Raw genomic sequence first — 17200 nt, forward strand, 5'->3', positions numbered from 1 at the left:
CGGCGCCGCGCCCGTCTCCTCGGCCGGACCGCCCGCGGGACGGCCTGCCCGGTCGTACGCGGCCGGGGTGGACGCGACGCGGCCGGGCCGCCCGGGCACGAGCACCAGCGCCAGCGCCGCCGCCACGGCCAGCAGGCCCCCGGCGGCGCCGACCGCCGCCCCGTACCCGTCCGCCGCCAGACCGCGCGAGACGGCGTGACGGTCCCCGGCCACCGAGGCGGCGAGGGTGTCCAGCAGCGCGAGGCCGACCGAACCGCCGACCTGGCGTGAGGCGTTGACCAGTCCGGAGGCCATGCCCGCCTCGTGTGCGGGGACGCCCGACGTCGCGGCGGTGCCCAGCGGCACGAAGCACATCCCGATGCCGGTGCTCGCCACGAGCGACGGCCCGAGGACCGCGGTCCAGAAGCCGCCCTCCGCCGCGAGCGCGGCGCCGAACCACGCGAATCCGCAGGCGCCGACGAGCCCGCCGAGTACGAGCAGGCGCCGCAGGCCGAGCGAGCCGACGACCCGGGTGGCGACCACCGACCCGATCACGATGCCGACGCAGAAGGGCAGGAACGCGGCGCCCGCGGCGGCCGGGCCGAAGCCGAGGACCTGGTGCAGGTAGAGAGAGGTGAAGTAGAAGACGGCGAACTGGCCGGAGAACAGCAGCATCATGAACAGGTTCGCGCCCAGCACCGGCCGGCGGGCCAGGAGCCCCGGGCGCAGCAGGGGCTCGCGCACCCGCTGTTCGACCGCGGCGAACGCCGCGAGCAGGACGACCGCGGAGCCGAGGGTGAGCAGGGTGGTGGGCGACCCCCAGCCCAGGGCGCCGGTGCGTACGACGCCGAGGACCAGCGCGGTGGCCCCGGCCGTCGCCAGCACGGCCCCGGCGGCGTCCAGCCGCCGCGCGGTGGCACCCGGAGGCGGGCCGGACGGCAGCCGCACCCCGGCGGCCAGGGCGAACACCACGATGGGCACGTTGACGAGCATGACCGCCCGCCAGCCGTACCACTCGGTGAGCAGCCCGCCCGCCAGGACGCCGACCGCGCCGCCGACCGCCGCCGTGGCCCCCCACAGGCCCAGGGCCCGGGACAGCGCGGGCCCCGCCGGAAAGGCCGTGGTGAGCAGCGACAGCGCGACGGGGGCCAGCGCGGCCGCGCCCGCGCCCTGCACGGCCCGGGCGGCGATCAGCCCGCCGGGGCTGTGCATCAGCCCGCCGGCCAGGCTGGCCGCGCCGAACAGCGCCAGCCCGGCCAGCAGGGTGCGGCGGTGCCCGGCGATGTCGCCGAGCCGCCCGCCGGTGAGCATCAGCCCGCCGAAGGCGAGCGCGTAGGCGTTGACCACCCAGGTGAGCCCTTCGCCGGTGAAGCCGAGGCCCGCGCTGATGTCCGGGAGGGCGACGTTCACCACGGAGACGTCGAGGGCGACCATGAACTGCACGGTCAGGGCGACGACGAGCAGCCGCCGGGCCGGCGGCGCGGTGCCGGTGCGCGTCGTCACCGCCCACCGCCGTGGGCTCGCTTCTCCCGGCGGGTGCCGGCGCGCCGGGTNGCCGTGGGCTCGCTTCTCCCGGCGGGTGCCGGCGCGCCGGGTGACGGACAGCAGGTCGGCCGGGCCGTCCAGTGCGACGCGGTGCCAGCGCCCGCGCGGCACGACGACCGCCGTGCCGGGCGTCAGGACGGCCGACTCCTCCGGGCGGCCGTCGCCGGCCCGGAGCGTGAGGCGCGCCCGGCCCGCCAGGACGCAGACGATCTCGTCGGCGCCGGGGTGCGCCTCCCAGTGGTCGGCGTGCACGTCCTCGTCGGTCTCGGCGTGGAAGGCGGCGACGGTCCAGCCGTCGGGGCCGCCGGATGTGCGGCGCGCGTCCTGGACCGTGCCGTCGTCGTGGACACACAGCGCGGAGGCGAACAGGTCGAGAGGAGTCATGAGGAGCCCTTTCCGGCAGGGAACGGCAACAGTTCACGTACCCTGTACGTGAACACCGCGCCCAGTGGAACACGTACACCGTACGTAAATCAAGGGATCAGGGGAGCACCGCCGCATGCCCGCACCACGCAAGTTCAGCGAGGACCAGCTGCGCACCGCCGCACTGGCGCTGGTCGACGCCCAGGGCCTGCACGCCCTGACGATGCGCAACCTCGCGGCGGCCCTCGGCACCGGGGCCATGACGATCTACAACTACGTCGAGGGGCGCGACGGCCTGGAAGCCCTCGTCGTGGACGCCGTCGTGGCCCCGGCGCACCCCGTGCCCGGCGTCCCGTCCGACGACTGGCGCGCCGACGTCCGCGCCGTCGCGGAGGCCCACTGGCGCGCGGTACGGGCCCACCCGGAGGCGATCCCGCTGATCCTCACCCGCCGCAGCCTGGACCGGCCCACGCTCGCGGGCGCCGAGGAGCTGCTCGCCGCACTGGCCCGCGGCGGCCGCTCGGGCACCGGACTGCTCGTGGCCTTCCGCGCCGTGTCCGGCTTCATCATGGGCTTCGCCCAGGCAGAGCTGGCGGGCCCGCTGTCCGCCGCGCGCGGCGAGGACGCGGACGCCGTCATCGAGCGCATGCGCGCCCTGCCCTCCGAGCACTTCCCCCGGCTGGCCGAGATCGCCCGAGCCGCCGCCGGCAGCGACCCGGAGCAGGAGTTCCATGCGGGCCTCGACCTCATCCTCGACGGTCTGGAGCACCACCCCCCGGCACCGGACAGCCGCACCGCGCCAGAAAAAGGCCTTCACTGACCGCGCGCATGCCCATGAACGAAATCCGGGCAGCGGGACCCGAACCGCCACCGGGCCGGTGCACCGCCCACCGGCCCGCAGACGCCGACGAGACGGGAGGGGGCGGGGGCGCAGGGGTAGGGACCTGGACGTGACCGCATATTTTCGTATTTGGGCGGCGGGTGCCGGTCCGCCCCACCCCCGAGTTCAGGCCGCCTAAATGCGTAAATATGCGAGTCCAGGGCCCTGCCCCGGAGCCCCCGCCCCCGCACCCGACCACCCAGAGCAAGCGCCCCACCCCCGCCGCACCCCGAGAAGTCGCCCCACACCCCCACCCATGCCACGATATGTACCGATCTGACAACGCCAGAGAGGACGCGCGGCCGTGAGCGACGACACGCTACTCACCACGCCCGAGGACATCGCCACAGCCGTCCAGCAGGTCCTCGCCGAATCCCTGGCCTACCTCGCCCCGGCCGCCCTGCACACGGCCGTACGCCTGCGCATCGCCGACCACCTCGCCGACGGCCCGAAGACCGCCGCCGAACTCGCCGCGCTGACCCGGACCGACGCCCTGTCCCTGCACCGGGTCCTGCGCTTCCTGGCGATGCGCGGCGTCTTCCGGGTGGACGCGCGCGAGGTCTTCCACCTCACGCCCGCCGCCCAGCCGCTGCGCACCGACGTCCCGTACTCCGTCGCCGCCGCCGTCGAGCTGTTCACCGACAAGATGTACTGGCGGCCCGCGGGGCACCTCGTGGACACCGTCCGGCAGGGCGCCACGGTCTTCCCCGACGCCTTCGGCGCTCCGATCCTCGACTACGTCGACACCGACGACCCCCCGGGGCAGCTGTTCGCGGACGCCATGGACCAGGTGTCCACGACCGAGCAGGACCTCGTCGCCGCCTGCTGCGACCTCCCGGACACGGGGACGGTGGTCGACGTCGCGGGCGGGCGCGGCGGCTTCCTGAAGACCGTCCTGGCCCAGCACCCCGGGCTCACCGGGGTGCTGCTGGAGCGGGAGCGGGTGCTGCGCCGGCACCGGCTCGGCGAGGACCCCGGGATCGCGGGCCGGTGGCAGACGCGGGTCGGCGACTTCTACGCCGCCGTGCCGCCCGGCGCGGACGTCTACGTGCTGAAGCGGATCCTGCACGACAAGAGCGAGCCGGACATCCTGCGGATTCTGCACACGTGCCGGGAGGCCATGACACCGCAGTCCCGGCTGCTGGTCGTCGACGCGGTGGCCCCGCGCGAGGAGGGCGGGATGCCGCCCGCCGTCGCCCTGTCGGACCTGCTGATGCTCACCGTGTACGAGGGCAGGGAGCGCACCGAGGCGGAGTACCGGGACCTGCTGGCCGTGGCGGGGCTGCGGACGCTCCGCGTCACCCCCACCCCGGCGGTGCTGTCGGTCATCGAGGCCGCCGCCTGACCCGCTCCGCCGCCGTACCATCGCACCGTCGCTCGCGGAAGCCCGCCGAAGCCCGCCGAAACTTGCCGAAACCCGCGGAACGACGGCCCGGACCCCGGCGGGCCCGGACCGCCCCGTCACGCGGGGCCTACCCCAGCGCCGACTTCACCACGTCCGCCAGCCTCCCCGCCACCGCGCGCGCCTGGTCGGAGTCGGCCGCCTCGACCATCACCCGCACCAGCGGCTCCGTCCCCGACGGCCGCAGCAGCACACGGCCGGTCGAGCCCAGCTCGCGCTCGGCCTCGGCGACCGCCTCCCGCACCTCGGGCGAGGAGGCCACCCGGGACCGGTCCACGTCCGGCACGTTGATCAGCACCTGCGGCAGCCGCCGCACCACGCCGGCCAGCTCCGACAGCGGGCGGCCGGTGGCGGCCACCCGGGCGGCCAGCAGCAGGCCGGTGAGGGTGCCGTCGCCGGTGGTGGCGTGGTCCAGGACGATGACGTGGCCGGACTGCTCGCCGCCGAGCGCGTAGCCCTTCTCCTTCATCTCCTCCAGTACGTACCGGTCGCCGACCGCCGTACGTACCAGCTGCACGCCCTCGCGCTCCATGGCCAGCGCGAAGCCGAGGTTGGACATCACGGTGGTGACCACGGTGTCGGCGCGCAGCTCGCCGGCCTCGCGCAGGGCCAGGGCCAGGACGGCCAGGATCTGGTCGCCGTCGATGTCGTTGCCCGCCGCGTCGACCGCCAGGCAGCGGTCGGCGTCGCCGTCGTGGGCCACGCCGAGGTCGGCGCCGGACTCGACCACGGCCTTGCGCAGCCGCTCCAGGTGGGTGGAGCCGCAGCCGTCGTTGATGTTGAGGCCGTCCGGGGACGCGCCGATGGCGATCACGTCGGCGCCCGCCCGGGTGAACGCCTCCGGGGACACCCGCCAGGCCGCGCCGTGCGCGCCGTCGACGACGACCTTCAGGCCGTCCAGCCGGGCCGGGAGGACGCCGACCAGGTGCTCGACGTAGTCGTCGAAGCCCTCCTCGTAGTCGCGCACCCGGCCGACGCCCGCGCCGGTGGGCCGGTCCCAGGGCTCGCCGGAGGCGTGCGCGCGGTAGGTGGTCTCGATGCGGTCCTCCAGCTCGTCGGCGAGCTTGTGCCCGCCGCGCGCGAAGAACTTGATGCCGTTGTCCCGCATCGGGTTGTGGCTGGCGGACAGCATCACGCCCAGGTCCGCGTCGAGCGCGGCGGTCAGGAAGGCGATGGCGGGCGTGGGCAGCACGCCCGCGCGCAGCACGTCCACCCCGGCGCTGGCCAGCCCGGCCACGGCCGCCGCCTCCAGGAACTCCCCGGACGCCCGCGGGTCCCGCCCGACCACCGCCACCGGCCGGTGGTCGGCGAACGTGCCCGCTTCGGCGAGCACGTGCGCCGCCGCGACCGACAGGCCGAGCACCATCTCAGCCGTCAGGTCGGCGTTGGCGACGCCGCGCACACCGTCCGTACCGAAGAGTCGTCCCACTGGTGTCCTCCGAGATCACGAGCCATGAAGAGGGGGGCTGACGTTCACATATAGCCCGTGGCGCCGATAGCCGAACGCCCCGGCGGCACATTTTGTGCCGTCGGGGCGTAAAAAGAAGGCAGGGTGGCGGTCGGAGGGCGGGCAGGGCCCCGCCCCGGCCGACGGGACCGGCGCGCGTCGCACCGGCGCGTGCCGGGCACGCGCCTGCCGGGCCCATCGGCTCGTCCGGACGGGCCGGCGCCTAGCGCTTGCTGTACTGCGGCGCCTTGCGGGCCTTCTTCAGACCGGCCTTCTTGCGCTCGGTCGCGCGGTCGTCGCGGGTCAGGAAGCCGGCCTTCTTCAGGGGGCCGCGGTTGTTGTCCACGTCCGCCTCGTTCAGCGCGCGGGCGATGCCCAGGCGCAGCGCGCCCGCCTGCCCGGACACGCCGCCGCCGCCGATACGGGCGACGACGTCGTAGCGGCCTTCGAGCTCCAGCACCTTGAAGGGCTCGTTGACTTCCTGCTGGTGCACCTTGTTGGGGAAGTACTCCTCAAGGGTGCGACCGTTGATCTTCCACTGGCCGGAGCCGGGAAGGATCCGCACGCGAGCGACGGCCTCCTTGCGGCGGCCGGTGCCGGCGGCGGGCTGCGGCTCGCCGAAGCGGGAGGCCAGCGACTCGGAGGTGTACTCCGACTCGACGGTCTCGACACTCTCGGTGGTGTACTGCTCGACGTCGAGCGGGGTCTCGGCGGTGGTCTCGGCCACGGTTCTCCTCGGAATCTCTCGTCTCAGGCTGTGGCCGGGACTACTGCGCGACCTGGGTGATCTGGTACGGGACCGGCTGCTGGGCGCCGTGCGGGTGCTGGTCGCCCGCGTACACCTTCAGCTTGCTGAGCATCTGACGGCCCAGCGTGTTCTTGGGCAGCATGCCCTTGACCGCCTTCTCCACGGCCTTGGCCGGGTTCTTCGCCAGCAGGTCCTCGTACCGCACGGACCGCAGACCGCCCGGGTAGCCGGAGTGCCGGTAGGCGAGCTTCTGGGTCCGCTTGTTGCCGGAGAGGTGCACCTTGTCGGCGTTCACGATGACGACGAAGTCACCGGTGTCGACATGCGGCGCGTACACCGGCTTGTGCTTGCCCCGAAGGAGCGTCGCGGCCTGGGAGGCCAGGCGGCCCAGGACGATGTCGGTGGCGTCGATGACGTGCCACTGGCGCTGGACATCGCCGGGCTTGGGGCTGTACGTACGCACGGTCGTAGCCTTCGCTCTTCAGTGATGGAAGTCTCCCCCGGCCCGTCGGGGCAGGGAGGAACGGGTCCTGACACGGCCACCCGGACGATCACGACAGCCCTGGCGGCACGTCGGCGACGCAAACCGAGTGCCGGCCGCTGGTCATCGGCCCGGTGGTCCGGCGTATCGGCCTCTCACGTGAGAACGAGCAAGCCAGTACGCATAACGAACTCGCAGAATACCGGGCGCCCCCCGTACGGGTCAAAACGCCGCCCTGCGCCCGGCGGCGGGCCCACCCGGACGGATCGCGGCCCCCGGGCTCCCCGCCCGACCACCGACTCACGTGAGTCGGTGGTCGGGCCACCAGGACGGCGGTCGACAGCCCGTGACCGACCGCCGCCCGCGCGTGCCCGCCGGTCTAAGATGCGCGCCATGAGCTTTGGGCAAGGGGGGGCCTACGGGCCCGGGGGCCGGCCGCCGTCCACGCCGGACTGGGCCGCGCTCGCCGAGGACGCCGAGCGGCGCAGGCGCCGTCGCAGGCTGCTGCTGACCGTCGGCGGCGGGGTGCTCGCGACCGGGGCCGTGGCGGCCATCGTGGCCACGGCCGTGATCAGCAGCGACGGCAAGGGCGGCGGCTCGGGCCGGTCCGCGAGCCACCTGCCCACGCCCCAGGACCTGCCGTCGCAGAGCGCGGCGGCCCCGGAGCCCACCTTCTCCGACGTGGCCCCGCCCGCGCCGGTGCGGCCGCTGGACGTCATCTCCGACGCGAGGCGGGACACCGCGCCGCTGCGGGCCGAGGGCCTGTTCCCGGGCCGGGGGGCGGCCGCGGAGGGCCGTACGTACGCGAAGGCGGCGACCAGCTCCACCAGGAGCTGCGCGGCCGCGGCGCAGGGCCGCCTCGGCGCGGTGCTGACCGGCGCCGGGTGCCGCCAGGTGTTCCGCGCCACGTACGAGCGCGACGGCGTGGCGGTCACCGTCGGCATCGCGGTCTTCGACACGCGCGCGGCGGCCGAGCGGGCCAAGGCGCGCGCCACGCCGAACATCGCCTCGCTCGCGGGCCGCGGCGTGCCGGCCTTCTGCCGGCGGACGGCCTGCCGCACCTCGGCGAACGCGATCGGCCGCTACGCGTACTTCACCGTCTCCGGGTACACCTCGGGCAAGGCCGTGACCACCTCCGACACCGCGGCGCTCCAGGCCGGCCGGGACCTGGCCGACTACGCCTTCCGGCAGTTGCTGGCGCGCGGCGAGGCCCAGGCGTCGGCGGCCGCCTCGGCGGGCTGACCCGGCCGCCTCGGCGGGGGGCCTCCGGCCGGCGGGCGGGCGGTCAGCGCGGGGTGATCGCGATGCCCTCGGGTTCGCGCCCGGTGGGCAGCGTCGTGTGCACCTTGCCCTTGCCCGGGTCGATGACGGAGACGGTGTCGGAGCCCTCGTTGGTGACCCACACCCGGCGGCCGTCCGGCGTGACGGCGACGCCCTGCGGGTTGATGCCGACCGTGATGGTGGACAGCAGGGCCCGGGTGACCGGGTCGATGACCAGCAGGCTGTTGGTGCCGGAGTCGGCGACGTACATCCGGGTGCCGTCGGGGCTGAGGGCCACTCCCAGCGGCGCCTGGCCGGCCGGGATGGTCCTCGTCACCCGGCCGGCGGCGGCGCTGATGACCGAGACGGTGCCCGAGCCGGTGTTGGCCACGTAGATCCGGCCGCCCCGGCGGGAGGCCGTGATGCCGCTGGGGAAGTCGCCGACGGGGATGGTGCCCGTCACCCGGCCGGTGCCGGGGTCGACGACGCTGACCGTGTTGCCGCCGTTGTTGGTGACGTACGCCCGGCCGCTCGGGACGGTGGCGATGCTGTGCGGCAGCGGGCCGACGGGCACGGTGCCGACCACCTTGCGCTTGCCCGGGTCGATGACCGAGACGGTGTCCGACCCGAAGTTCGCCGCCAGCACCCGGCGGCCGTCGTAGCTGGGCACGGCCGCGAACGGCAGGCTGCCGACGCCGACGTTCGCCACGACGGCCCGGGTGACGGGGTCCAGGATGGACACCGTGTTGGAGCCGCTGTTGGCCACGTACACGGCGTTGCCGTCCTGGGCCGCGCCCACGCCGGTCGGGGCCGCGCCCACCGGCACGGCGCCGGTCATGCGCTCGGGGCGGGTGTTGCTGACGGAGGTCGTGCCCGAGGCGGTGTTGGCCACGTAGGCGGTGATGCGCATGGGGAACTTCCGCCCCGCCGCCGCCCGCAGCGCCTGGGACCCGCCGTCCGCCCCCGTGGCGCGCGCGTGTCCCGCCGCCTGGGCGGGGGCCGTGGGCGCGGCCGCGGCCAGGAGGCAGGCCAGCGCCCCGGACAGGGGCGCGGCCGTGGCCGCGCGCAGCCGTACGGACCGGCGGCGGCGCCGGCGTGACGGAGGGCGGTCCGGACCCTCGGGCTGGGCGGCGGACGGGGCGGGGCGGGGGCGGCGGGCGGGTGCAGGGCGCATGGCGGGGACGGACCTTCCGGCGGCGGGGCGGATCGTCGAACATGTGCCATGCAAGCATTCCCGGGACACCGAGACGATTATCGACATATCGCCACAACCGAATGTCGCCCCGATGGCCCTGCCCGCTCCCCCGCCCGGGTCACCGCGCGCCGCGCCCCTCACCCGTCAGCCGCGCCCCGCGGCCGGGCCCCTCAGCCGCAGCCCGCCACCCGCCCGCAGGGCCGGGGCGCGAGCGTGCGCAGGGTGCGCGCCTCCCGGTTGCGCTCCGCCAGCAGGTGGTCGGGCGGGTAGCCGACCTCCTCCAGGGTCAGCCCGTGCGGCCGCGCCACGTGCACCGCCGAGTCCCGTACGCCCGCCGCGAGCACCGCGGCCGGCCACTCCACCGGGCGGTGCCCGTCGCCGACGAACAGCAGCGCGCCGACCAGCGCGCGGACCATGTTGTGGCAGAAGGCGTCGGCCCGGACCGTGGCCGTGACCACCCCGGCGCCCATCTCGCCGTCGGGCACCCGCCGCCAGCTCAGCTCCTCCAGGCGGCGGATGGTGGTCGCGCCCTCGCGCCGCCGGCAGTACGCGCCGAAGTCGTGCTCGCCCAGCAGCAGCCGCGACGCCTCGTTCATGGCGGCCACGTCCAGCGGCCAGTCGTGCCACAGCACGTGCCCGCGCAGCAGCGGGTCGACGCCGCCGGGGTGGTCGGCGACCCGGTAGGCGTAGCGGCGCCAGACGGCCGAGAAGCGGGCGTTGAAGCCGGGCGGCGCCTCGGTGAGCCGCCACACCCGTACGTCGTGCGGCAGCCGCCCGGCCAGCCGCCGCGGCAGCCGCTCGCGGTACCGGGCCCACAGGTCCTCCGGCAGGTCGACGTGCGCCACCTGGCCGCGCGCGTGCACGCCCGCGTCCGTACGGCCCGCGACGGTCAGCTCGGGCGCCTCGGACACGCGCAGCACGGTGCGCAGCGCCTCCTGGAGCTCGCCCTGGACCGTGCGCCGCCCGGGCTGCCGGGCCCAGCCGGCGAAGTCCCGGCCGTCGTAGGCGAGGTCCAGCCTGACCCGTACGAAACCGGACGCGGCCCCGTCGCTCACGCCAGCCCCTCCCTGATCCTGTCGGCTATCCGGTGCATGCCGTCCCGCGCTCGCCGCCCGCCTCCCATGCCGAACGGGCCCGTCCCAGAGGCGCTGGGGCGGGCCCGTCCTGAGGGCTGCCGTCGGTCAGGCGTCCTTGGACTCCCCGTCCGCGGGCTGCTCGGCCGCGGCCTCGGCCTGCGTGTCCTCGGCGGACTCGGCGGCGGGCGCCTCGTCCTTCGTCAGGCTCGCGGCGGCCTGGTCGCCCGCGGCGTCCTTCGCGGACCGCTTGGCGGCGGCCTCGGCCTCGGCGAGCGTCTCCTGCTTCTGGGTCAGCGCCTCGACCAGCTCGATGACGGCCATCGGCGCGTTGTCGCCCCGGCGGTTCCCGATCTTGGTGATACGGGTGTAGCCGCCCGGCCGGTTCTCGTAGCGCGGCGCGATCTCCGTGAAGAGGGTGTGCACGACGCTCTTGTCGCGGATGGTGCGCAGCACCAGGCGGCGGTTGTGCAGGTCGCCCTTCTTGGCCTTGGTGACCAGGCGCTCCGCGACCGGGCGCAGGCGGCGGGCCTTCGCCTCGGTGGTGGTGATCCGGCCGTGCTCGAACAGCGCCGTGGCGAGGTTCGCCAGGAGCAGCCGCTCGTGCGCGGCGCTGCCGCCCAGACGGGCGCCCTTGGTGGGCTTCGGCATGGGGTGTGTCTCCTCGGTGTCTGCACCGGCCGTGTCAGGTACCGGTGTCAGGGGCCGCGCGGGCGAGTGCGCGCGCGGTGGTGATACGGGACCGGGACCGGCCGCCCGCGGTCAGCCCGCGGCAGGCCGGTCCCGGCTCGTACCGGTCAGTACTGCTCGGTCTCCACGAACCCGGCGTCCGCGTCGTCGTCGGTGCCGAAGGCGTCCGCGGCGGCGGTCGGGTCGAATCCGGGCGGGCTGTCCTTCAGGGCCAGGCCCATGCCGGCCAGCTTCGCCTTGACCTCGTCGATGGACTTGGCGCCGAAGTTGCGGATGTCCAGCAGGTCCGCCTCGGAGCGGGCCACCAGCTCGCCCACCGAGTGGATGCCCTCGCGCTTGAGGCAGTTGTAGGAGCGGACCGTCAGCTCCAGCTCCTCGATCGGCAGCGCCAGGTCGGCGGCGAGCGCGGCGTCCGTCGGGGACGGGCCCATGTCGATGCCCTCGGCGTCGACGTTCAGCTCGCGGGCCAGGCCGAACAGCTCGACCAGGGTCTTGCCGGCCGAGGCCATGGCGTCGCGCGGCCGCATGGCCTGCTTGGTCTCGACATCGACGATCAGCTTGTCGAAGTCGGTGCGCTGCTCGACACGGGTCGCCTCGACCTTGTAGGTGACCTTCAGGACGGGCGAGTAGATGGAGTCGACCGGGATACGGCCGATCTCCTGGCCGACCTGCTTGTTCTGCACGGCGGAGACGTAGCCGCGGCCGCGCTCGACGGTCAGCTCCATCTCCAGCTTGCCCTTGCCGTTCAGGGTGGCCAGGATCAGGTCCGGGTTGTGCACCTCGACGCCGGCCGGCGGCGCGATGTCGGCCGCGGTGACCAGGCCGGGGCCCTGCTTGCGCAGGTACATCACGACCGGCTCGTCGTGCTCGGAGGAGACGACGAGCTGCTTGATGTTGAGAATGAGGTCGGTGACGTCCTCCTTGACGCCCGGCACGGTGGTGAACTCGTGCAGGACGCCGTCGATCCGGATGCTGGTGACGGCGGCACCGGGGATCGAGGACAGCAGCGTACGCCGCAGGGAGTTGCCGAGGGTGTAGCCGAAGCCGGGCTCCAGGGGCTCGATCACGAACCGCGAGCGGAACTCGTCGACGACTTCCTCGGTCAGCGAGGGGCGCTGAGCGATCAGCATGGGGATGTTCCTCCAGTCTTCGGCACCCGCTATTTGATGCCGAACCCTTCCATCCTACGGGTGGTACGGGCGGTTGCGCGGACCGCGCCCGCCCGTACCACGCGCAGGCGTGTCAGACGCGCCGGCGCTTGGGCGGACGGCAGCCGTTGTGCGGGGTGGGGGTGACGTCCTGGATCGAGCCCACCTCCAGGCCGGTGGCCTGGAGCGAGCGGATCGCGGTCTCCCGGCCGGAGCCCGGGCCCTTGACGAAGACGTCGACCTTGCGCATGCCGTGCTCCTGCGCGCGGCGGGCGGCGGACTCCGCGGCCATCTGCGCGGCGAACGGCGTGGACTTGCGCGAGCCCTTGAAGCCGACGTGGCCGGCCGAGGCCCAGGAGATCACGTTGCCCGTGGGGTCGGTGATCGAGACGATCGTGTTGTTGAACGTGCTCTTGATGTGGGCGTGCCCGTGAGCGACGTTCTTCTTCTCCTTGCGGCGCACCTTCTTGGCGCCGGCCGTACGGCTCTTCGGAGGCATTCGGTATTACTCCCGTGGAGGTGGTCGGTCCTGCAACGCGGACCCCGTCGGTGTCCGGTGCGGACTACTTCTTGCCCGGCTTCTTCTTGCCCGCGATGGCGCGGCGCGGACCCTTGCGGGTGCGGGCGTTGGTGGAGGTGCGCTGGCCGCGGACCGGCAGGCCGCGGCGGTGGCGCAGGCCCTGGTAGCAGCCGATCTCGACCTTGCGGCGGATGTCGGCCTGGATCTCGCGCCGGAGGTCACCCTCGGTCTTGATGTTGTTGTCGACGTACTCGCGGAGCTTGACCAGGTCGTCCTCGGTCAGGTCGCGGACGCGGGTGTCCGGGTTGACCCCGGTGCTGGCCAGCGTCTGCTGCGCGAGGGTGCGGCCGATGCCGAAGACGTACGTGAGAGCGACCTCGACGCGCTTCTCGCGCGGAAGGTCGACGCCTGCGAGGCGTGCCATGAATGTGGCTCCAGGTGGTTGTCGGAGGTCGTACGCAGCACCGCTCCCGCTCCGGCGTGGCGCCGGGCCGGGTCCCCGGCCTCCGACCGGGGGTGTCGTCCCCGCCGGGCGGGCGGGCGACGGGTGACTGCGTCAGTGTCGAACCCGCGGGCGCGCCCGCGGGGTGTGGCTGCTGTGGCGTCGCGCGAAGAGTCGCGACAAGGCGTGTCGGCGGTACGTCTGGCGGGTCAGCCCTGGCGCTGCTTGTGGCGCAGGTTGTCGCAGATGACCATGACCCGGCCGTGGCGGCGGATCACCTTGCACTTGTCGCAGATCTTCTTGACGCTCGGCTTGACCTTCATGGGATGTCGGTACTCCGGGTCGTGAGATCTGTGCGCGGGAGGCGCGTACGGCCGTCTCGGGCGGCCGCGGCGGCTCCCGCGTGAGTGTCGCGTGGTGTTACTTGTAGCGGTAGACGATCCGTCCGCGCGTCAGGTCGTACGGGGACAGCTCCACCACGACCCGGTCATCGGGCAGGATGCGGATGTAGTGCATGCGCATCTTGCCGCTGATGTGCGCGAGGACCTTGTGACCGTTCTGAAGCTCCACCTTGAACATCGCGTTCGGCAGAGATTCGATCACGGTGCCCTCGATTTCGATGGCGCCTTGCTTCTTGGCCATGTCCTGCTTTCGGGATCGGCTACCTTGATCGGTCCGCGTCATGCCGCAGGGCATGCCGAAGAGCCGACGTGTCAGTCTACGTCACGGCAGCGGGAAACACGAAACCGGGCAGTCTGCCCACCATCGGAGATCATTATGCGCCGACGGGCCCGCCGGGCTCCACGTCAAGGAGCGACACGCCGGATCCCGGCCGTACCACCCCCGCGCCCGGGCACCGGCCGGCCGGCGGGGGGAGCGTTACGCCAGCGGGTCGGGCGCGGCGGTCACGCCCAGCTCGGCGAGCCTGGCCCGGCCGCCGTCGAAGGCCGTGAGCACCAGCGGGCCGTCCTCGGTGAGCGCCACCGAGTGCTCCCAGTGGCTGGACCAGGACCCGTCGTCGGTCTTGACCGTCCACTGGTCGGCGAGCACGTGGGTCTTCGGCGTGCCGAGGCTCACCATGGGCTCGATCGCGATGCAGAAGCCGGGCACCAGCCGGGGGCCCTTGCCGCGCGCGCGGGAGACGTAGTTCAGCAGGTGCGGGTCCATGTGCATCTGGCTGCCGATGCCGTGCCCGCCGTAGTCCTCGATGATCCCGTACCGGCCGGTGGCCGGGCGCGGCTGGCGGCGGATGCTGCCCTCGATGGCCCGGGAGATGTCCACCAGCCGGTTGCCCTTGCGGACCGCGGCGATGCCGGCCCACATGGACTCCTCGGTGACCCGGCTCAGCTCGTGCAGCTCCGGCGCGTGGCCGGAGCCCACGAAGACGGTGATGGCGGCGTCGCCGTGCCAGCCGTCGACGACCGCGCCCGCGTCGACGGAGATGACGTCGCCGTCCTTCAGCACGGTCTCCCGGTCGGGGATGCCGTGCACCACCACGTCGTTCACCGAGGTGCAGATCACGGCGGGGAAGCCGCCGTAGCCGAGGAAGTTGGAGGTGGCGCCGTGGTCGGCGAGCACCTTCCGGGCGACGTCGTCCAGGTCCTTGGTGGTGGCGCCGGGGACCGCCGCGGCGCGGCACGCCTCGTGGACGCGCGCGACGACGAGACCCGCCTCCCGCATCTTCGCGATCTGGCTTGGGTTCTTGATCTCCACCATGCTCCGGCCCTTCCCGCCCCTGTGCCTGAAACCGCCGGGCCGAAGGAGCGCGCTCCCCCGGCCCCGCAGGCCCGCCGCGCCCGTCCGGCCCGGCCCGTCGGCGTCAGCCCGACCTGTCGGCCAGGGCGTCCATCGCCCGCTGGGTGACCTCGCCGACCTTGCCCAGCGCCGGGATCGTCACGACCAGGTCCTGGGCCTTGTAGAAGTCGGTGATCGGCTCGGTCTCGCTGTGGTACACCTCAAGGCGCTTGCGGACCGTTTCCTCACTGTCGTCCTCGCGCTGGTACAGCTCGCCGCCGCACTCGTCGCACACGCCGGCCGTCTTCGGCGGGCGGCCGGTGACGTGGAAGACGTGGCTGCTGTCGTTGCGGCAGATGCGGCGCCCGGCGATCCGCCGGACGACCTCGGCCTCGGGGGCCTCCAGGTCCAGGACCGCGTTCAGCCGCAGGTCGGCGCCGTGCAGGTACTCGTCCAGCGCCTTGGCCTGGGCCAGGTTGCGCGGGAAGCCGTCCAGCAGGAAGCCCTTGGCCGCGTCCGGCTGGCTCATGCGGTCGATGGCCATGCCGATCGTGACCTCGTCCGGCACGAGCTGGCCGGCGCGCATGAACTCCTGCGCCTGGCGCCCGAGCGGCGTGCCCTGGCTGATGTTGGCGCGGAAGAGGTCGCCGGTGGAGATGTGCGGGATCGACAGATTCTTGGCGAGGAACGCGGCCTGCGTACCCTTGCCAGCCCCGGGAGGCCCGACGAGGACGATTCGCATCAGCGGAGGAACCCTTCGTAGTGTCGCTGCTGAAGCTGGCTCTCGATCTGTTTCACGGTCTCCAGGCCAACACCCACGATGATCAGGATGCTGGTCCCGCCGAACGGGAAGTTCTGGTTGGCGTTGAGTGTCACCAGCGCCACCGTAGGTACGAGGGCGATCAGCCCCAGGTACAGGGATCCGGGCCACGTAATGCGGTTCAGTACGTAGCTCAGGTACTCCGCCGTGGGGCGTCCTGCCCGGATACCCGGGATGAACCCACCATACTTCTTCATGTTGTCGGCAACTTCTTCGGGGTTGAAGGAGATGGCGACGTAGAAGAACGCGAAGAAGACGATCAGCAGGAAGTACGTCGTGATGTAAACCGGGTGGTCACCGCGGACGAAGTTGTTCTCGATCCACACGGCCCAGTCCGCCTGGCTGTTGCTGAACTGCGCGATCAGCGCGGGGATGTACAGCAGTGACGAGGCGAAGATGACCGGGATCACACCCGCCTGGTTCACCTTCATCGGGATGTACGTCGACGTGCCGCCGTAGCTGCGGCGGCCGATCATGCGCTTGGCGTACTGCACGGGGATGCGCCGCTGCGCCTGCTCGACGAAGACGACCAGCCCGACCATCGCCAGTCCGCACAGGATGACGAGGCCGAACTCCAGCCAGCCGCCCATGAGCTTGCCCGACTGCTTGATCTGCCACAGGTAGCCGGGGAAGCCCGCCACGATGGACGTGAACATGAGGATCGACATGCCGTTGCCGATGCCGCGGTCGGTGACCAGCTCGCCCAGCCACATGATCAGCGCGGTGCCCGCCGTCATGGTGATCACCATCACGGCCGTCTTGAAGATCGACTGGTCCGGGACGATCTCGTTGCCGACGGTGCACTGGCGGAACAGGGTGCCGCTGCGGGCGGTGGCCACCAGGCCGGTGCCCTGCAGGACGGCCAGGGCCACGGTCAGGTAGCGGGTGTACTGCGTGATCTTCGCCTGCCCGGTCTGGCCCTCCTTCTTCAGGGCCTCCAGGCGCGGGATCACGACGGTCAGCAGCTGCAGGATGATGCTCGCCGTGATGTACGGCATGATCCCGAGCGCGAAGATGGTGATCTGGAGCAGCGCGCCACCGCTGAACATGTTCACCAGACCGAACAGGCCCTGGGTGGCGTTCGCCTGGTCCATGCAGGTCTGGACGTTGTTGTAGTCCACACCCGGCACCGGGACGAACGCACCGGCCCGGAACAGCACGATGATGCCCAGGGTGAACAGCAGCTTCTTGCGCAGGTCGGGCGTCTTGAACGCTCGGGCGAACGCGGTGAGCACGGTGCCTCCTGCGCCCCCCGCGTGGCCGCGAGAGGTGACGGTCGGGTAAATCGGCGAAGACTAATCTGACGTAATCTACCGGGCGGTCACGACGTGCGTGACGGTGCCCCGCCCGAAAGTGACAGCGCACGCCACCTTACCGGCGCGTACCCGCCCGGGGAACGACCGGCCTTGCGAAACCGGTCGAACGCCCGTCCGGGGGAACGACCGGCCGGGGACGCCCCGCAGGGACGCCCCC

General features: G+C 73.1%; 18 protein-coding genes and 1 pseudogene. 3 read left to right on the top strand and 16 right to left on the bottom strand.

The features are described 5' to 3' along the window. Both RKE29_RS03225 and RKE29_RS03230 read right to left on the bottom strand, forming a co-directional pair. Positions 1 to 1413 (bottom strand): MFS transporter (locus RKE29_RS03225; RefSeq protein ID WP_369016021.1); only part of this gene is annotated, 1413 nt, incomplete at its 3' end. A 174-nt stretch (positions 1414 to 1587) separates the two neighbouring features. Further along, positions 1588 to 1908 (bottom strand): annotated as a pseudogene (locus RKE29_RS03230) (cupin domain-containing protein); the annotation flags it as partial. 115 nt (positions 1909 to 2023) lie between these two features. Here RKE29_RS03230 and RKE29_RS03235 point away from each other — a divergent pair. Next, positions 2024 to 2707 (top strand): TetR/AcrR family transcriptional regulator C-terminal domain-containing protein, encoded by a 684-nt coding sequence (locus RKE29_RS03235; RefSeq protein ID WP_312003470.1) that lies wholly within the window; start codon positions 2024 to 2026, stop codon positions 2705 to 2707. 364 nt (positions 2708 to 3071) lie between these two features. Next, entirely contained in the window at positions 3072 to 4112 is a 1041-nt protein-coding gene (locus RKE29_RS03240) for a methyltransferase (RefSeq protein WP_312003471.1), read from the top strand. 127 nt (positions 4113 to 4239) lie between these two features. Here the strand turns inward: RKE29_RS03240 and glmM are convergent, their stop codons facing one another. The 3 genes from glmM to rplM all read right to left on the bottom strand — a co-directional run bounded on the left by glmM (position 4240) and on the right by rplM (position 6827). Next, the gene (gene glmM, locus RKE29_RS03245; RefSeq protein ID WP_312003472.1) at positions 4240 to 5598 is read right to left on the bottom strand and encodes a phosphoglucosamine mutase; all 1359 of its coding nucleotides are present in this window, start codon (positions 5596 to 5598) and stop codon (positions 4240 to 4242) included. Between the two features lie 241 nt (positions 5599 to 5839). Further along, positions 5840 to 6343: a 30S ribosomal protein S9 gene (gene rpsI, locus RKE29_RS03250; protein WP_312003473.1), complete on the bottom strand. Its 504-nt coding sequence runs from the start codon at positions 6341 to 6343 to the stop codon at positions 5840 to 5842. A 40-nt stretch (positions 6344 to 6383) separates the two neighbouring features. Beyond that, entirely contained in the window at positions 6384 to 6827 is a 444-nt protein-coding gene (gene rplM, locus RKE29_RS03255) for a 50S ribosomal protein L13 (protein WP_312003474.1), read from the bottom strand. Between the two features lie 411 nt (positions 6828 to 7238). On the opposite strand from rplM, the gene RKE29_RS03260 reads away from it, so the two are divergent. After that, the gene (locus RKE29_RS03260) at positions 7239 to 8087 is read left to right on the top strand and encodes a hypothetical protein (RefSeq protein WP_312003475.1); all 849 of its coding nucleotides are present in this window, start codon (positions 7239 to 7241) and stop codon (positions 8085 to 8087) included. 43 nt (positions 8088 to 8130) lie between these two features. Here RKE29_RS03260 and RKE29_RS03265 read toward each other — a convergent pair whose 3' ends face one another. The 11 genes from RKE29_RS03265 to secY all read right to left on the bottom strand — a co-directional run bounded on the left by RKE29_RS03265 (position 8131) and on the right by secY (position 16962). Beyond that, entirely contained in the window at positions 8131 to 9279 is a 1149-nt protein-coding gene (locus RKE29_RS03265; protein ID WP_312003476.1) for a beta-propeller fold lactonase family protein, read from the bottom strand. 191 nt (positions 9280 to 9470) lie between these two features. Next, positions 9471 to 10355 carry a tRNA pseudouridine(38-40) synthase TruA gene (gene truA, locus RKE29_RS03270; RefSeq protein WP_312003477.1) on the bottom strand — a complete coding sequence of 295 codons (885 nt, stop codon included), beginning with the start codon at positions 10353 to 10355 and terminating at the stop codon, positions 9471 to 9473. 126 nt (positions 10356 to 10481) lie between these two features. After that, positions 10482 to 11024, bottom strand: a complete 543-nt coding sequence (gene rplQ / locus RKE29_RS03275) for a 50S ribosomal protein L17 (protein ID WP_312003478.1) — start codon at positions 11022 to 11024, stop codon at positions 10482 to 10484. A 146-nt stretch (positions 11025 to 11170) separates the two neighbouring features. After that, positions 11171 to 12193, bottom strand: coding sequence for a DNA-directed RNA polymerase subunit alpha (locus tag RKE29_RS03280; protein ID WP_312003479.1), 1023 nt, complete (start codon positions 12191 to 12193; stop codon positions 11171 to 11173). Between the two features lie 112 nt (positions 12194 to 12305). After that, positions 12306 to 12710 carry a 30S ribosomal protein S11 gene (gene rpsK / locus RKE29_RS03285; protein ID WP_009715860.1) on the bottom strand — a complete coding sequence of 135 codons (405 nt, stop codon included), beginning with the start codon at positions 12708 to 12710 and terminating at the stop codon, positions 12306 to 12308. A 64-nt stretch (positions 12711 to 12774) separates the two neighbouring features. Beyond that, positions 12775 to 13155: a 30S ribosomal protein S13 gene (gene rpsM / locus RKE29_RS03290; protein ID WP_312003480.1), complete on the bottom strand. Its 381-nt coding sequence runs from the start codon at positions 13153 to 13155 to the stop codon at positions 12775 to 12777. A gap of 227 nt (positions 13156 to 13382) precedes the next feature. Continuing rightward, positions 13383 to 13496, bottom strand: a complete 114-nt coding sequence (gene rpmJ / locus RKE29_RS03295; protein WP_003956441.1) for a 50S ribosomal protein L36 — start codon at positions 13494 to 13496, stop codon at positions 13383 to 13385. 97 nt (positions 13497 to 13593) lie between these two features. Beyond that, positions 13594 to 13815 carry a translation initiation factor IF-1 gene (infA, locus tag RKE29_RS03300; RefSeq protein ID WP_003956442.1) on the bottom strand — a complete coding sequence of 74 codons (222 nt, stop codon included), beginning with the start codon at positions 13813 to 13815 and terminating at the stop codon, positions 13594 to 13596. 237 nt (positions 13816 to 14052) lie between these two features. Next, positions 14053 to 14889 (bottom strand): type I methionyl aminopeptidase, encoded by an 837-nt coding sequence (gene map, locus RKE29_RS03305; protein WP_312003481.1) that lies wholly within the window; start codon positions 14887 to 14889, stop codon positions 14053 to 14055. Between the two features lie 103 nt (positions 14890 to 14992). Continuing rightward, positions 14993 to 15649 carry an adenylate kinase gene (locus tag RKE29_RS03310; RefSeq protein ID WP_312003482.1) on the bottom strand — a complete coding sequence of 219 codons (657 nt, stop codon included), beginning with the start codon at positions 15647 to 15649 and terminating at the stop codon, positions 14993 to 14995. Next, positions 15649 to 16962 carry a preprotein translocase subunit SecY gene (secY, locus tag RKE29_RS03315; protein WP_312003483.1) on the bottom strand — a complete coding sequence of 438 codons (1314 nt, stop codon included), beginning with the start codon at positions 16960 to 16962 and terminating at the stop codon, positions 15649 to 15651. The genes RKE29_RS03310 and secY overlap by 1 nt, the downstream gene beginning before the upstream one ends. Positions 16963 to 17200 lie beyond the last annotated feature (238 nt).

It is taken from the genome of Streptomyces sp. B1866 (assembly GCF_031932565.1).
In the GTDB taxonomy this organism is placed as follows: Bacteria; Actinomycetota; Actinomycetes; order Streptomycetales; family Streptomycetaceae; genus Streptomyces.

Excerpts from the sequence above, each read along its gene's own strand:
- RKE29_RS03235 (WP_312003470.1), top strand. The coding sequence starts at position 2,024 with ATGCCCGCACCACGCAAGTTCAGCGAGGACCAGCTGCGCACCGCCGCA.
- RKE29_RS03260 (WP_312003475.1), top strand. The coding sequence starts at position 7,239 with ATGAGCTTTGGGCAAGGGGGGGCCTACGGGCCCGGGGGCCGGCCGCCG.
- RKE29_RS03265 (WP_312003476.1), bottom strand. The coding sequence starts at position 9,279 with ATGCGCCCTGCACCCGCCCGCCGCCCCCGCCCCGCCCCGTCCGCCGCC.
- rplQ (WP_312003478.1), bottom strand. The coding sequence starts at position 11,024 with ATGCCGAAGCCCACCAAGGGCGCCCGTCTGGGCGGCAGCGCCGCGCAC.
- RKE29_RS03280 (WP_312003479.1), bottom strand. The coding sequence starts at position 12,193 with ATGCTGATCGCTCAGCGCCCCTCGCTGACCGAGGAAGTCGTCGACGAG.
- rpsK (WP_009715860.1), bottom strand. The coding sequence starts at position 12,710 with ATGCCTCCGAAGAGCCGTACGGCCGGCGCCAAGAAGGTGCGCCGCAAG.
- rpsM (WP_312003480.1), bottom strand. The coding sequence starts at position 13,155 with ATGGCACGCCTCGCAGGCGTCGACCTTCCGCGCGAGAAGCGCGTCGAG.
- rpmJ (WP_003956441.1), bottom strand. The coding sequence starts at position 13,496 with ATGAAGGTCAAGCCGAGCGTCAAGAAGATCTGCGACAAGTGCAAGGTG.
- infA (WP_003956442.1), bottom strand. The coding sequence starts at position 13,815 with ATGGCCAAGAAGCAAGGCGCCATCGAAATCGAGGGCACCGTGATCGAA.
- map (WP_312003481.1), bottom strand. The coding sequence starts at position 14,889 with ATGGTGGAGATCAAGAACCCAAGCCAGATCGCGAAGATGCGGGAGGCG.
- RKE29_RS03310 (WP_312003482.1), bottom strand. The coding sequence starts at position 15,649 with ATGCGAATCGTCCTCGTCGGGCCTCCCGGGGCTGGCAAGGGTACGCAG.